Source organism: Mesorhizobium sp. B2-7-3, from assembly GCF_006440715.1.
Taxonomy (GTDB): Bacteria; Pseudomonadota; Alphaproteobacteria; order Rhizobiales; family Rhizobiaceae; genus Mesorhizobium; species Mesorhizobium australicum.
The window spans coordinates 1-14,144 of the sequence record NZ_VFTY01000018.1 but is presented as its reverse complement, the minus strand read 5'-3'; the positions used below and the strand labels follow the sequence as shown (position 1 = coordinate 14,144).

The 14,144-nt window shown below is 60.2% G+C and carries 12 protein-coding genes, 1 tRNA gene and 1 pseudogene; 7 read left to right on the top strand and 7 right to left on the bottom strand.

The genetic code is table 11. The features are described 5' to 3' along the window. Window position 1 precedes the first annotated feature (1 nt). From FJW04_RS28365 to FJW04_RS28355, 3 genes are all read right to left on the bottom strand, one after another. Window positions 2-1,165, bottom strand: a complete 1,164-nt coding sequence (locus FJW04_RS28365) for an isovaleryl-CoA dehydrogenase (protein WP_140718099.1) — start codon at window positions 1,163-1,165, stop codon at window positions 2-4. After that, window positions 1,134-1,784 (bottom strand): TetR/AcrR family transcriptional regulator, encoded by a 651-nt coding sequence (locus FJW04_RS28360; RefSeq protein WP_140718097.1) that lies wholly within the window; start codon window positions 1,782-1,784, stop codon window positions 1,134-1,136. The genes FJW04_RS28365 and FJW04_RS28360 overlap by 32 nt, the downstream gene beginning before the upstream one ends. 66 nt (window positions 1,785-1,850) lie before the next feature. Then, window positions 1,851-2,135, bottom strand: coding sequence for an acylphosphatase (locus tag FJW04_RS28355; RefSeq protein ID WP_140718095.1), 285 nt, complete (start codon window positions 2,133-2,135; stop codon window positions 1,851-1,853). Between the two features lie 68 nt (window positions 2,136-2,203). On the opposite strand from FJW04_RS28355, the gene FJW04_RS28350 reads away from it, so the two are divergent. Next, complete coding sequence (locus FJW04_RS28350; RefSeq protein ID WP_140718093.1) at window positions 2,204-2,473, top strand: hypothetical protein; 270 nt, start codon at window positions 2,204-2,206, stop codon at window positions 2,471-2,473. Here the strand turns inward: FJW04_RS28350 and FJW04_RS28345 are convergent. Then, on the bottom strand, window positions 2,470-3,582 hold the full coding sequence (locus FJW04_RS28345; protein ID WP_140718091.1) for a pyridoxal phosphate-dependent aminotransferase: 1,113 nt from the start codon (window positions 3,580-3,582) through the stop codon (window positions 2,470-2,472). The two genes, FJW04_RS28350 and FJW04_RS28345, sit on opposite strands and share 4 nt — an antisense overlap. 120 nt (window positions 3,583-3,702) lie before the next feature. Between FJW04_RS28345 and FJW04_RS28340 the strand changes: the two genes are divergently transcribed. Continuing rightward, entirely contained in the window at window positions 3,703-5,367 is a 1,665-nt protein-coding gene (locus FJW04_RS28340) for a tetratricopeptide repeat-containing sulfotransferase family protein (protein ID WP_140718089.1), read from the top strand. A 236-nt stretch (window positions 5,368-5,603) separates the two neighbouring features. Further along, window positions 5,604-7,265, top strand: coding sequence for a sulfotransferase (locus FJW04_RS28335; protein WP_140718087.1), 1,662 nt, complete (start codon window positions 5,604-5,606; stop codon window positions 7,263-7,265). 124 nt (window positions 7,266-7,389) lie between these two features. Here FJW04_RS28335 and FJW04_RS28330 read toward each other — a convergent pair whose 3' ends face one another. Further along, complete coding sequence (locus FJW04_RS28330) at window positions 7,390-8,583, bottom strand: porin (protein ID WP_015318591.1); 1,194 nt, start codon at window positions 8,581-8,583, stop codon at window positions 7,390-7,392. A 451-nt stretch (window positions 8,584-9,034) separates the two neighbouring features. On the opposite strand from FJW04_RS28330, the gene FJW04_RS28325 reads away from it, so the two are divergent. From FJW04_RS28325 to FJW04_RS28310, 4 genes and pseudogenes are all read left to right on the top strand, one after another. Beyond that, a tRNA-Ser gene (locus FJW04_RS28325) sits at window positions 9,035-9,125 on the top strand. Between the two features lie 88 nt (window positions 9,126-9,213). Further along, window positions 9,214-9,423 carry a GIY-YIG nuclease family protein gene (locus tag FJW04_RS28320; protein WP_140718085.1) on the top strand — a complete coding sequence of 70 codons (210 nt, stop codon included), beginning with the start codon at window positions 9,214-9,216 and terminating at the stop codon, window positions 9,421-9,423. Window positions 9,424-9,547: 124 nt separating this feature from the next. Continuing rightward, on the top strand, window positions 9,548-10,684 hold the full coding sequence (locus tag FJW04_RS28315) for a porin (protein ID WP_015318589.1): 1,137 nt from the start codon (window positions 9,548-9,550) through the stop codon (window positions 10,682-10,684). A 242-nt stretch (window positions 10,685-10,926) separates the two neighbouring features. Continuing rightward, a pseudogene (locus FJW04_RS28310) lies at window positions 10,927-12,004 on the top strand (site-specific integrase). 69 nt (window positions 12,005-12,073) lie between these two features. On the opposite strand, the gene FJW04_RS28305 reads toward FJW04_RS28310, so the two are convergent. Continuing rightward, window positions 12,074-12,961, bottom strand: a complete 888-nt coding sequence (locus FJW04_RS28305) for an alpha/beta hydrolase (RefSeq protein ID WP_140718083.1) — start codon at window positions 12,959-12,961, stop codon at window positions 12,074-12,076. A gap of 106 nt (window positions 12,962-13,067) precedes the next feature. Beyond that, a partial coding sequence (locus tag FJW04_RS28300; RefSeq protein ID WP_140718081.1) for a lytic transglycosylase domain-containing protein occupies window positions 13,068-14,144 on the bottom strand: 1,077 nt, incomplete at its 5' end.

Here is a 14,144-nt window from a genome sequence, read left to right as displayed (position 1 = left end):
GCTACACCCCCTCCGCCATGATCTCGCGGCCGATCAGCCAGCGACGGATCTCGCTGGTGCCGGCGCCGATCTCGTAGAGCTTCGCGTCGCGCAAAAGCCGACCGGTCGGATAGTCGTTGATATAGCCGTTGCCGCCAAGCAGCTGGATCGCGTCGAGTGCCATTTGCGTCGCTTTCTCGGCGGCGAACAGCACGCATCCGGCTGCATCCTTGCGGCTGGTCTGGCCGCGGTCGCAGGCGGCGGCGACGGCGTACACGTAGGCACGCGCGGCGTTCATCGCCGTATACATGTCGGCAAGCTTGCCTTGCACCAGCTGGAATTCCCCGATCGGCTGGCCGAACTGCTTGCGCTCGTGAACATAGGGGATCGCTACGTCGAGGCAGGCCGCCATCAGGCCGATCGGGCCGCCGGCAAGCACGGTGCGCTCATAGTCGAGGCCGGACATCAGCACCTCGACGCCGCGTCCTTCCTCGTGCAGCACATTGCCGAACGGCACCTCGACGTCCGAAAAGACCAGTTCGCCGGTGTTGGACCCCCGCATGCCGAGCTTGTCGAGTTTCTGCGCCACCGAAAACCCCGGCATCGCCTTTTCGACGATGAAGGCGGTGATGCCGCGCGATTTCCGGTCCGGGTCGGTTTTGGCGTAGACGACCAGCGTTTCGGCATCCGGGCCGTTGGTGATCCACATCTTGGTGCCGTTGAGCACATAGCGATCATTGCGCTTTTCGGCGCGCAACTTGAGCGACACCACGTCGGAGCCGGCGCCGGGCTCGGACATGGCAAGCGCGCCGACGTGCTCGCCCGAACATAGCGGCGGCAGGTATTTTTCCTTCTGTGCCGGCGTTGCCCAGCGGTTGATCTGGTTGACGCAGAGATTGGAGTGGGCGCCGTAGGAAAGGCCGACCGATGCTGAGGCGCGCGAAATCTCCTCGACCGCGATCACGTGGGCGAGATAGCCCATGCCGCTGCCGCCGAAATCGGGATCGGCGGTTATGCCGAGCAGGCCAAGAGTGCCGAGTTCTCCCCATAGATGCGCCGGGAATTCGTTCTCCCGGTCGATGTCGGCGGCTATCGGCGCGATTCTGTCCTGGGCGAAGCGCCGCACCAGGTCGCGCAACGCCTCGACGTCCTCATCATGCCCGAAGCTGAGCGTGTTCGTGTACATGCCGTTCCTCCCCGGTACCAACGCCGATGTTCGCGCCGACCAGGCGCATTGTCATCGAAAGGTATGTCTGCGTGACCTCGGCGATCGACAATCGCTCGCCCGGCCGGAACCAGACGATGACGCCGGTCGTCATCTGGATCAGAGCCATGGCCGTCAGGCCGGTGTCCTCGATGCGGAAAATACCCGCCTCGGCGCCATCGCGCAGGATCGAACGCAGGTCCTTTTCGTAGGCCGTGCGCATGCGCAGGATCTGTGTCAGCCTGTCGGGCGACAGGCTGCGCAATTCCATGTTCGACACATGCGTGGCGTGGCGGCGCCCGATATGAAAGGCGATGTGGTTGCGCACATAGGCGGCAAGCTGCCGCACCGGATCCGCGTCGGCCGGCCTGGAACGCTCCCAGGCCTCGCGAAGCGCTTGCATATGGTCGCGCATCAGCGTGAACAGCAGGTCTTCCTTGGTCGGAAAATAGCGATAGAGCGCGGCCGCCTGCACGCCGACCTCGGCGGCCAGCTGGCGCATCGACATTGCTTCATAACCGTAACGCGCAATCAGGGTGGCCGCCGCTTCACGGACTGCCGCTTCGGTTCGCTCGCCGTGTGATCCTGTGGTGCGCGCCATCGTCGCCTCGTTGACAGCAGAATAATAAAACAAACGTTCAATTAATTCAAGCGGGCGGAAATCCGTCTATCCGATGATCCTGAAATCTCCAGGCGTGGCCCAGGTTTCCAGCTCTTCCACATCGATGCGAGAGACAGCCGCGCCAGGCGGGCCTTGCCGAAGCCGTTCAATCATGGCCGCAATCGGCGCGTCGGCGCCGGTAAGCCATGCCGTCACCGAGCGGTCTCTTTCGTTGCGCACCCAGCCCAACAGCCCGAGCCTTGTCGCTTCATCGCGCGTCCACGCCCTGTAGCCGACCCCTTGGACCGTGCCGTATATGTGCGCCTGCACTGCCCTTTTCCGTTCATTCATGGCTCGCTCCCGTTCCATAGAGTCTGGCGCAGCATCGAACGAAGGCAACGGTTGAAACGGTGACCCCGATGAAAATCGAGGGCCTCCGTTCCAAATTCTCTGCCGCCGGCCTGACCGAGATGTGTACCGGTCCCGCGCCACTCCGGCCGCGCGTTCTTTCGCTCACCGCGCGCGGCCAGGCCGCGCTTGCGGCACTTCATGCGGCCACGGATCGTGATCTGGCCCGCCTGACCGCGGGCTTGAATGACAGGGAAGCCGCGGAATTGTCGGATGTGCTGGCGCGTGCCGGACATCTGCTCGGCGCCGCGATGGCTCCCGAGCGCCGCGAAGTGCCCTAGTTTCCGCGCGCCGCTGCCAAGGCGCCAGGCAATTCCTCGGCGAAGATGTCCAGTTCGTGGGCGAGACCGACGCTGACGCGGATGCAGCGGTCGAGCCGTGGCGCCATCGGCTTGCGGATGAAGACGTCGCGCGACAACAGCCCCTGCAGCACTTTCAGGGCAAAAGCACCGTCATGGCCGCAGTCGATGGTGACGAAATTGGTCGCCGAGGCGAGCGGCTTCAACCCGTTCTGTTCGGCGATATCGGCAATGCGCCGACGTCCGGCTGCGACCCGGGCCACCACCGTCTCGAGATAGGCCTGGTCGGCGAGCGCCTCGACGCCGGCGATCTGCGCCATGCGGCTGACGCCATAGTGGTTGCGGATCTTCTCGAAGTCGCTGATCACTTGCGTCTCGGCGACGGCATAGCCGCAGCGTATTCCGGCAAGTCCATAGGCCTTCGAAAAGGTTCGCATGCGGATGACGTTCGGCCGCGAGATGTCGATCGGCGGCAGGGCCGAGGCTGGTCCCAATTCGCCATAGGCCTCGTCGAGCACCAGCATGGTGGTTTCCGGCAAGGCTTGCATGAAGCGGATGACCTCGTCGGCTTCCCACCAACTGCCCATCGGATTGTCCGGGTTGGACAGATAGACCAGCGGCGCCTTCTCCCTGACGACTGCCGCGAGCAGACCGTCCAGGCTTTCCCTGTCATTCTCGTAAGGGACGGTCACCAGCCGGCCGCCGACACCGGCAATGTGGAAGTTGAAGGTCGGATAGGCGCCGAGCGAGGTGACCACGGCATCGCCAGGCGCCACGTACATGCGCGCCACCAGGCTGAGCAGACCGTCAATGCCTTCGCCGACAACGATATTTTCGACCGCCACATGGTGATGCGCCGCAGCCGCGACCTTCAGATCGTAATTGTCGGGGTCGCAATACATCCACTGGTCGCGCGCGACGCTCTCCATGCGGGCGATCACGCGCGGCGAGGGGCCAAAACTGCTCTCATTGGCGCCGATGCGGGCACGGAAAGCGCGCCCGCGCTCACGCTCCTGCGCTTCGGGGCCGACAAACGGCACGGTCGACGGAAGCGCTGCGATGAGGGGTGAGAGGGCAGGGCGCTGAGGCATGGCGGAAGCTCGCTTGGAAGGGGCCTTCTTGCTAACGCGCCGGCTTATTAGGTGCAAGTTGCTCGCAGGCAGCAATTTGTCATGCTGGATTCGGCCGTGTCTTTTTGGTAGCCAGACACGATGAACAATCGTCTGCCGCCTGCCTGGTCCAAGCATCTGAAAACTCCGTCCGGACCGAAAAGCCCGCAGTCGAAAATCGCCGAACCCAAAGCGGGGCCGCTATCACATGCGCAGGCCGATGACGCACTGCTCAGGCGGGCGGTAGAACTTCATCGGGCAAATCGGTTGCCGGAGGCGGAGGCGCTGTGTCAGCGTGTATTGGCTCATGCCCCGCGACACCCCCTTGCCTTGTATCTGCTTGGAACCTTTGCGCTCGGGCTGGATGACGAGATGGCCATTCGCTGTTTTGAGCGAGCGGTAAAGGAGGCACCTCAAAATCCGCATTACCATCTGACCCTGGGTGAAACCTATTTGAAAGTCGGCGAGCATACGGATGCAATCAGGCATTTCGAGCGTGCTTGCGAATTGAAGGCCGACTGGGTCGAGGCGCTTTATGCGCTGGGCCGCGCCTACACCGGATTCGGCAAAGCCGACCTCGCGGTGCCCCTCTATGAGAAAGCGCTCAAGATCGATGGCGGCCGTTCCGCTATCCGAATAGGGTTGGCCAACGCGCTTGTAAGCCTCGGCCGGATGGATGAGGCGGCAAACTACATGAAAGAGGCGATCGCCCGTGGCCAGGATGTCGCCGCTGCTTACAACGGCCTGGTCGGTATACGAAAATTCAAGGAAGAGCCGACGGAGTTAAAATCCATTCTGGCTGAACTGAAGAATCCGGCGCTTGATAACAAAAGTATACAACAACTCCACTACGCGGCCGGGAAGGTGCTCAACGATATCAGGCGCTATGACGAGGCGATGGGCCATTTTCAGCAGGCAAAGCGCTCGACCTGCGGCTTTGACCTTGAGGCTTACCGCCGCGGCATCGATTTCTTGATCGAACTGTTCAGCCCCGAGATGTTGGCCGCCAAGACAGGACATGGAAGCTCTTCGGAAGTGCCTGTCTTCGTGCTTGGCATGCCACGTTCAGGCACCACTTTGACCGAGCAAATCTGTGCGAGCCACCCGGATGCTTATGGCGCTGGCGAGCTGACAAAACTCCGGCGCATCACAAACAGTCTCGCGCCCAAAACGCGCTCGCCCGAAGAATTGCGAAGCTCGATCCTGACCATGACGGTGAATCAGTCGAAGGCTTTGGCTGAAGACTATCTTGCCCATATCCGTCAACGGTCCCCCAACGCCCAGCGTATCGTCGACAAATTGCCGCATAATTTCGAACTTATCGGCCTTATAAGGCTTCTGTTTCCCAAGGCACGCATCATTCACTGCCGTCGAGATGCTATCGACAACTGCCTCTCGTGTTATTTCCTGGGTTTCAATGACGACAATAGTTATACCGCGGATCTCCATATGCTCGGACTGTATTATCGCGAATACGACCGGCTTATGCGGCACTGGGATAAGGTCTTTCCAGGCCAAATCCTTGAGACCCGCTATGAGGACATGGTCTCCGACCAGGAAGCGCAATCGCGCCGCTTGATCGACCATCTGGGGCTGCCCTGGGACGACGCCTGTCTGCGGTTCTTTGACAAGCCAGGTTCGGTGAACACGTTTAGCCGCTGGCAGGTTCGACAACCGATCTACACCTCGTCTATCAATCGCTGGAAGGGCTATGGAAGTTCAATCCTGCCGCTGATTGAGGCCCTTGGAGACTTGGCTGAGACTTAGTCTGGCACGCTTGCGCCGGAACGATGTCGAGATTTGGCCGTGGCTGCGCGAGACGTCCTGCCCCTCTGGCCTAAATCCGTTAAGCGGGTGGATGCACGCGAGTGCAGGACTGGATCAGATCTGCAGGCGTAGGGGAGAAAGATTTCGGTATCAAATAGTTCTGGGAAGTCTCCAGGTAACGGCCGGTGGTCTATCCCATGCTGGATTCTGTCGGCCGTTTTTGCTAGCGAGGCACGATGAACTCACGGCTGCCCCCAACCTGGTCCAAGCATCTCAAGGCACAGCCAGTGCAAAAGGCCAGACCCTTCGCCCAACCGGCTAAGCCTGGATCGTTGCTTGGGCCAACCGATGACATGCTGCTTAGACAAGCGCTGGAACTACAGAAAGCTGGACGGCTGCCGGAAGCCGAAGAACTCTGCCATCGTGTTCTGACGCGCTCGCCCAATCACGCGCTTGCCCTCTACATTCTTGGCACGCTGGGGCTCGGTTTCGACGACGAACTGGCGATCAAGTATTTCGCCCGCGCGGCAGCGAAGGAGCCGAAAAATCCATACTATCAGCTCAGTCTGGGGGAGGCCTTTCTAAAGGTCGCGGATTATCCGCTTGCGATTCATCATTTGCAGCGCGCCTGCGAGCTGAAGCCCGATCTCACGGATGCTCTTCGTCGACTTGGCGAAGCATATTTCATGTTCGAAAAGGCGGACGTGGCTGTGCCGCTCTATGAAAAAGCGCTCAAAATTGACCCCGACAACGCATTCGTCCGGACGGCCCTTGCGAATACTCTCGTTGCCCTCGGCCGCATGGACGAAGCTACGGTTTGCCTGAAGGAGAGCATCGACAGGCGCATGAGCGTGCCGTCGTCCTACAATACGCTTGTAGCGGTTCGAAAATTCTCCGCCGAGCCACCCGAACTCAAAGCCATTCTGGACGAGCTTCAAAAAACGGCGAATCCCGCCGATGAGCCCTACCAGCTTCATATGGCCGCCGGTAAGGTCTTGGATGATCTTGGTCGCCACGATGAGGCCATGGACCATTTTCTCAGAGCCGCAACGAACAAGGGGTTCGATTTTGACATTGAATCCTACGGTCGACAGGTCGATGCGTGGATCGAGCTGTTCAGTCCGGAGTTCTTCGCGGCGAGGGTGGGATATGGTGATCCATCTGAGACGCCTGTATTCGTGCTTGGAATGCCGCGTTCTGGCACGACGCTGACGGAACAGATCTGCTCGAGCCATCCCGATGTCCACGGCGCGGGCGAACACTCCAAGCTGGGGCGAGTCGCGGTTGCCAACGGTCTTAAACTGCAGCCGGGACGCCCATTGGGACGACCAGTCATGTCGATGACGCGAACGCAATCCAAGGCGCTCGCCGGTGAATATCTATCCAGCTTGCGTCTCAACGCGCCCGAAGCATTGCGAATCGTCGATAAGATGCCTCACAATTTCGAACTTGTGGGCCTCATCGCCCTTCTCTTCCCTAACGCACGGATTGTTCATTGCGTACGCGATCCCGTTGATAATTGTTTTTCTTGCTTCACCTCGAATCTTAACGACGCGCATAAGTATAATTCGGACCTTGCGGTGCTTGGGCTTTACTACCGCGAGTACGATCGCCTGATGCGCTATTGGAAGTCGATTTTTCCGGGACGCATTTTCGAGAATCGCTATGAAGACCTTGTTTCCGACCAGGAGGGGCAGTCCCGTCGGCTTGTGGAGCATCTGGGTTTGGAGTGGCACGACGCCTGCCTCCGTTTCTTCGAAAGGGCTGGCTCCGTCAGAACCCTCAGCCACTGGCAGGTTCGTCAGCCGATCTACAAATCATCGGTCAAGCGTTGGAAGCACTACGAAGGCAGGCTTCGGCCATTGATCGAAGCCTTGGGGGATTTGGCTGAAGGCTAGCCGTTCTCAGTTGTTCGAACTGACTTTCTGCGCACGACGGAGGCCCCTTACCTGCGATAGTTGCAAGCGGCCTAAAAAAACCCGGCGGTTGCCCGCCGGGTTTGATTTCGCCAAGGCGAATTGACTAGAAGTCGCGTTGGAAGCGGAGGAGACCGCCGACGTTGTCCTTCTTGGTCGCGTTGACCCACACGGACTGGTTGTCGATGGCGCCTTGGCCGACGCGCTGCCAGTCGACTTCCGCCGTGACGGTGAGGCCGGGAACGACGGTGTAGGCGACGTTCGCCGCGACACCGATGTCCTTCCAGTCATCATACGACGCCTGGAGGTTGAACGATGTCTTTTCGTTGAACTTGTAGGTGCCGCCGCCCCATGCTGCCCAGTTGCCGCCCCACTGCTTGTAGAAGCCGCGGCCGAGCGCATCGATGTTGTTGGTCGGGTCGTTGAGGTTGTTGTCCGAGCCATAGCCGACCATGGCAAACAGCGACAGTTCGTTGGATACGTTGACGTCCAGGCGAACCTTGCCGGCGACTTCTTCGTAGTTGCTGTCATAGGCGACGACGCCGGTGATGGCGCCCCAGCCCTGTGTCCACTTCACACCGCCGACGACATGCGGAACATAGCTGTCGATGGTGCCAACCTCACCGGAGCCTTCTTCCAGCGAGACCACGGCCGAGAAGCCGTTTCCAGCGTCGAAGTAGTATTGGATGACGTTGGTCTGGAAATTGCCGTAAGGGACGATCGTGTCGTTGATGACGTTACCGGCGTAGCCGATGAACGTATCAAAGGCCGATTCGTCAGCGCCGACACGCAGACCGCCGAGCTGGATCCAGGCAAATTCCAAGGCGCTGGTCTTGTTGCGCGCCTGCCAGCCGTCGCCGCCAGCGTTAGGGTTCGCTTCGGTGTTGCCTGCGAGACCAGGGGTGCCATAGTCGCCGTAGCTGTTGCCGAAGTTGATGCGGTACTCAGTGTAGGTCTTCAACGTACCGAGTTCGGTTTCCTGGCCAGTCCAGGTCTTCAGCGTGAAGCGGGTCTGCTTCCAGTAGGTCGAGTCGTCATCACCGTGCTGGTGGTCCGTGACGTGATTGACGCCATCGAACGAGCCACCGTCGCCCACACCGATATCCTCACGAATATAGCCGCCGACGCGCAGGCAGGTTTCGGTGCCGGGGATGTAGAAGTAGCCAGCGCCGTAGACGTCGCAAATCTTGACGTATTCAGCGGGCTCCGGCTCGGCGACGACGACGGCGTCGGCGGCGCGCGCACCGGAAACTGCGATCAGGGCCGCAGCGGAGCCGAGAAGAAGGCTCTTGATGTTCATTTTCTGACCTCCAGTCAAAAGTTAAAAAACGGGTCTGGGTATTCTTTGCTGAAGGACAGCGTTCCCTGCCCCATCCCCACTACCGAAAAAGATGCGCACCGCGCCGCTCCTTCGAACTCGACATTACCCATGAGCCGGCGGCGTTCAACAACGATCGTACCGGCGAAAGGGCTGTTCGGCTGCTATCCCCCAGCGTTGTTGCACAAATGACACGATTTGGCCTCACTCAGAAAGCTCTCGTTAACCATCGGGCCCGCCGCAGCCGGCTATTTCCGGCCGAATCCGGCATTCGGCCGATGGAATCGTGGCGAGGCCGCGAGTCACCTGCCAGGGATTTGCCGCATTACCGCCCCATCGCGGAAATCCGCGGCGACAGAGCGCCGTTATTTTCTATATTAATGATGCGGGCTTGTTGATTGTGCCGGCGCTTTTCTTTATCCAGCGGCTCAACGGAGAGGTGGCCGAGTGGTCGAAGGCGCTCCCCTGCTAAGGGAGTAGAGGTCAAAAGCTTCTCGTGGGTTCGAATCCCATCCTCTCCGCCATCCTGCTTCGCCCTTCGGGCTTCGCAGGACAAGCCCAGACATTCCCGCGAAGCAGGACGCCCTCCGAAGCCTCGGCGAAGGAGGGCCTATGGATAGCGAGCGATATGTCGGCATCACATCCGACCTGAAGCGCCGGATCGCCGAGCACAATACCGGAAAATCCACCCACACGTCTAAGTTTCTGCCCTGGCGGATCGTCACCTATGTAGCTTTCTCCGACCAAGCCAAGGCGGCTTCATTCAAGCGCTATCTGAAATCCGGCTCCGGGCACGCCTTCGCCAACAAACGTCTTTGGTGACTATTCGCACGACAGCGCGAAATCCACCTGGCCTCCGAAACAACTTAATTATCTCAATTAGTTGATGCCTGAACTGGCGTTGATAGGGCCGTCATTCGGTTCGATTCTGACTGGAGGTCAGAAAATGAACATCAAGAGCCTTCTTCTCGGCTCCGCTGCGGCCCTGATCGCAGTTTCCGGTGCGCGCGCCGCCGACGCCGTCGTCGTCGCCGAGCCGGAGCCCGCTGAATACGTCAAGATTTGCGACGTCTACGGCGCTGGCTACTTCTACATCCCCGGCACCGAGACCTGCCTGCGCATCGGCGGCTATGTCCGCTACGACATCGGCGTGGGTGATGCCGGCGCATTCGGTGGCGCCCAGAACGTTCCGGACCATATGGGCGATGGCGATCACGACACCTACTGGAAGAACGCCCGCTTCACGCTGAAGACCTGGACCGGCCAGGAAACCGAACTCGGCACGTTGAAGACCTATACCGAGACCCGCTTCAACTTCGGCAACAACTATGGCGACTATGACTTCCCGCAGACTGGCACGTTCGAGGCGCACAACAAGGGCGTTTCGCTGAATTTCGCCTGGATCCAGCTTGGTGGTCTCCGCGTTGGTAAGGATGAATCGGCCTTCGATACGTTCATCGGCTACGCCGGCAACGTCATTGAGGACACGATCGTCCCCTACGGCAATTTCGACACCAACGTCGTTCAGTACTACTTTGACGCCGGCAACGGCTTCTCGGCTGTGGTCTCGCTGGAAGAAGGCGCAGGTGCCGATACCATCGACAGCTACGTTCCGCATGTTGTCGGCGGTCTGAAGTGGACCCAGGGCTGGGGCGCTCTCACCGGCGTCGTTTCCTATGACAGCAACTACGAAGAAGTTGCCGGCAAGGTTCGTTTGGACGTCAACGTCTCCAACGAGCTGTCGCTCTGGATCATGGGCGGCTATGGCTCGGACGACAACCTCAACGACTTCGGTACCGGCCGCGGCTTCTACAAGCAGTGGGGCGGCAACTGGGCAGTGTGGGGCGGTGGCACCTACAAGTTCAACGAGAAGACCTCGTTCAACGCTCAGATCTCGTATGACGACTGGAAGAACCTCGGCATCGCTGCGAACATCGCCTATGACGTTGTTCCTGGCTTCACGGTCACGGCCGAAGTCGATTACCAGAACGTCGGCGGTGCTGACGACCTGTCGCAAGGCTGGGTCGGTGCGACCAAGAAGAGCAACGTCGCCGGTATCCTCCGCTTCCAACGCTCTTTCTAAGGGCTGGTTCCTTACAGATGAAATCCAGCCCGGGCGCACAAACGCCCGGGCTGTTTTTGTTTCGTGACTGGGTCAACGCAAACCAAGGAAAGAGGGGGAATCGGTAGCTGAACAGATCCGTAGGTTGGTCTCGTGGGATCCGCGGTGGGCGGGTGAGATCACAACTGCGTGATTTAATCTCTTGAAAGGACGCTCCCAAGCGGATAGGGCTGATCCCAATCCACTCGGGGGAGTGACGGATAATGACCAACGAAGCGATTCAAGAGGGATACCCCTCTGATCAGTTTTCGACGTTTTTCTTCTCAGAACTCGAAGATCAACTACACATATAACAAGATAAGAGAAGTAAAGTCATACCGGGTCGGAGAGCTTTTTTCAGCTTATCGAGACATATTGTGGGATGATGGGCGACATAAATATAATGTCAGCTCCTTCATCGGCGAGATAGACGAGATCCTCCTTGGGGAGCGTTTCAGCGCCTTTGACCAGAGTACCCTGGACAACCTTATCGGCACCTTGCGCCAGCGCGGCAACAGCAACGCGACCATCAATCGAAAGATGGCTGCTCTCAGCAAACTGCTGCGCAAGGCTTACAAGATGGGAGATATCTACAGCCTGCCCGAGTTTCGCCGCCAGAAGGAGCGGGCGGGACGAATTCGTTTCCTCGAGAGGGAGGAAGAGGCAAGGCTGTTTGCCGCTATCAAGAGCCGCAGCGAGGATGCTTACCGGCTTTCCGTCTTCCTGGTCGACACCGGATGCCGCCTCGGAGAGGCGCTCGGGCTGATCTGGAACGATATCCAGGAACATCGCGTCTCCTTCTGGATCACCAAGTCCGGTCGCAGCCGCACCATTCCGATGACCGAGCGGGTCAAGGAGGTCATCAAGCTGCCTCCGGCCGAAGGGCGCCGGCCTAAGGGGCCGTTCACCAAGCTCAGCCAGGCACAATTTCGCGCCATCTGGAACGATGCCAAGGCGGAAGTCGGCCTCGGTGCCGACGACCAGGTCGTGCCGCACATCCTGCGCCACACCTGCGCTTCGCGTCTTGTCCAGGGCGGCATCGACATCCGCCGCGTTCAGATGTGGCTTGGCCATCAGACCTTGTCGATGACCATGCGCTACGCGCATCTGGCCACCAATGATCTCGATGGCTGCGTTGTCGTGCTGGAGAAGCCTCGCGGCGAGCAACCGGCCGGCAGCGCGGAAAGCTCTCTGTTTTCGTCGCCGGTGACGACGCCGTCGGCGAAGCGGAAGCAGGCGGATGAGGGCGCTTCGGCGAAGGCGCCGCCAAAAGCGACCCGCAAAAGCTCCAAGGCCAAGTAGTTCCGACAGCTTGCCTTTGCTGCCGTAACAGCCCCGGGATCTGATCTGGTCTTGGGGCTTATTTGCCGCTTATTGCCTCTCGGCGCGATCGAGAAAAACAGCAACGGCGCTGGGCAGGCTGCCGGTCTCGAGGAAAGGCGCGTGGCCTTGGCCCTCGACCGTGATCGCCTCGAGGTTTGGGTGGCGCTTCTTCATTTCTTCAAGCGTCTCGACGGACAAAAGTCTCGAGTTGGCGCCGCGTATGACCAGCATAGGCATGGCGGCCAGCGCCTCGAATTGCGCCCACAAATCCGGCAGTTTCTTGCTTAGGTCGAGGGCGGCGAGCGTTTCAACCAGCCTCGGGTCGAAATCCGGCATCAGCCCCTGATCCGTCTCGCGATAGAGCGCTGACGCCATCCGCTCCCAATCCGCCGAAGCGAGGGCGGGAAAGTCGCCGCCATGCGTGTCGCGCTGGGCATCGACAGTCTTGGCACGGCTCTTCGGTTTTGGCGTGGGATCAAGATAGGTGAGGATATGGGCAAGGCCGGCGGCTTCGATCACTGGCCCGATGTCGTTGAGCACGACGGCTTTCAGTGCCGCCGGCTGCATCGCGCCAAGCACATGGATGATCAGCCCGCCGCGCGAGGTGCCAATGAAGGCCGCCTGATCGATGCCGAGCGCCGTCAGCCCGGCAAGGATGTCCCCCGCCTCGACGCCGACATTATAGTGATTGACATCGGGATCGTAGGCCGACTGTCCGCGTCCGCGATAGTCGAAGGCGATGACCTTGCGCGCCAAGGCGGATCGCGTTGAGAGATAGAGCGCCAGCTCGTGAAAATCCCGCGCATTACGTGTCAGGCCAGGCAGGCAGACGACCGGCCAATGTGCGGAATTCGCTTCGCCGTAGACCCGCGCGTGAAGTCTCAGCCCATCTGGCGCGGCATAGAAGAAGTCGGAGAAACCTGGGTTGCTCGACATGGGACGGGCTCCTTGGCCGCGGATCGTCCACGTCTGCTATGGACGGAGCGCGGGAGGGTCAAATGGGAAGGCTCCTCCTTCTCCTCACGAAGAAAGAGCAAAAGCTTCAGCCGCGCCCGTTCACGAGATCGCCGATGATGTCGTACTTGCCGGAGATACGCATCTTGTAGACCTCGTAGTTCTCCATCACGCGCTGCACGTAACTTCTTGTTTCCGTGTAGGGAATCCGTTCGATCCAGTCCACCACCGCATCGATGTCCCTGCCGCGCGGGTCACCATATTTCGCCACCCACTGGCCGGCCCGGGCCGGGCCGGCATTGTAGCCCGCGAAGGTCAATACGTACGAGCCGTTGAAGCGATCCAGCTGTTCGCCGAGGAAGGCCGAACCAAGCGTTGCATTATAGGCGGCGTCGGTTGTCAGCCTGGTCTGCGAAAACTGCAATCCAGCCTTCTTCGCCAATTGCCTGGCGGTTGCCGGCATCAGCTGCAGCAGCCCGCGCGCGCCGGCACTGGATATGGCCCCGATATTGAATTCGCTTTCCTGGCGGGCGATCGCGTAGGCCAGGGCCTTGCCGGAACCGGAAATATTGGCCGAATCGGGGATGACGCCGAGCGGATGCGACAGCGCTCCGACGTCGATGCCCCGCGCTCCGGCGATCTTGCCGATTTTCAGCGCCATGAAATGGTTGTCCTGCTTTTCCGCCAGGACGGCGAGCAGCGCCAGTTCACCCGGACTGGTCAACTGGCCGGCAAGGTCGCGGTAGAGCGTTTCGGCATAGCGGTCGTAGCCCGCCTCCTGCAGTCGCTTGATGGCGGAGACGGCCTCGCGGCCGGCAAAGCTCTGCCGGTCGGCGGCACTTGGCTGGGGATAGACGATGTTGAGCGCCTGCCGGCCGACACGTTCGGCGGCGAGCTGGCCGTAAAACGTGGTGCCGTAGGTCGCCGCACGTCCAAAATAATCCTTGGCATTGCCGGGGCCTCCGACTTCCGCCGCGCGGCCGAGCCAGTAATAGGCGCGCGACAGGGTCATCGGTCCCTGGGCAAGGTCGGCGATACGCGCGAAATGCGTCGCCGCGAGCTTGGGATCGTTCAGGCCACGCAGCGCGTACCAGCCGGCATGGAACTCGGCTTCCGCCGCATTGGCCGCGCTTTCGGCGGCATGCGTGGCGACTATCTTGTATGC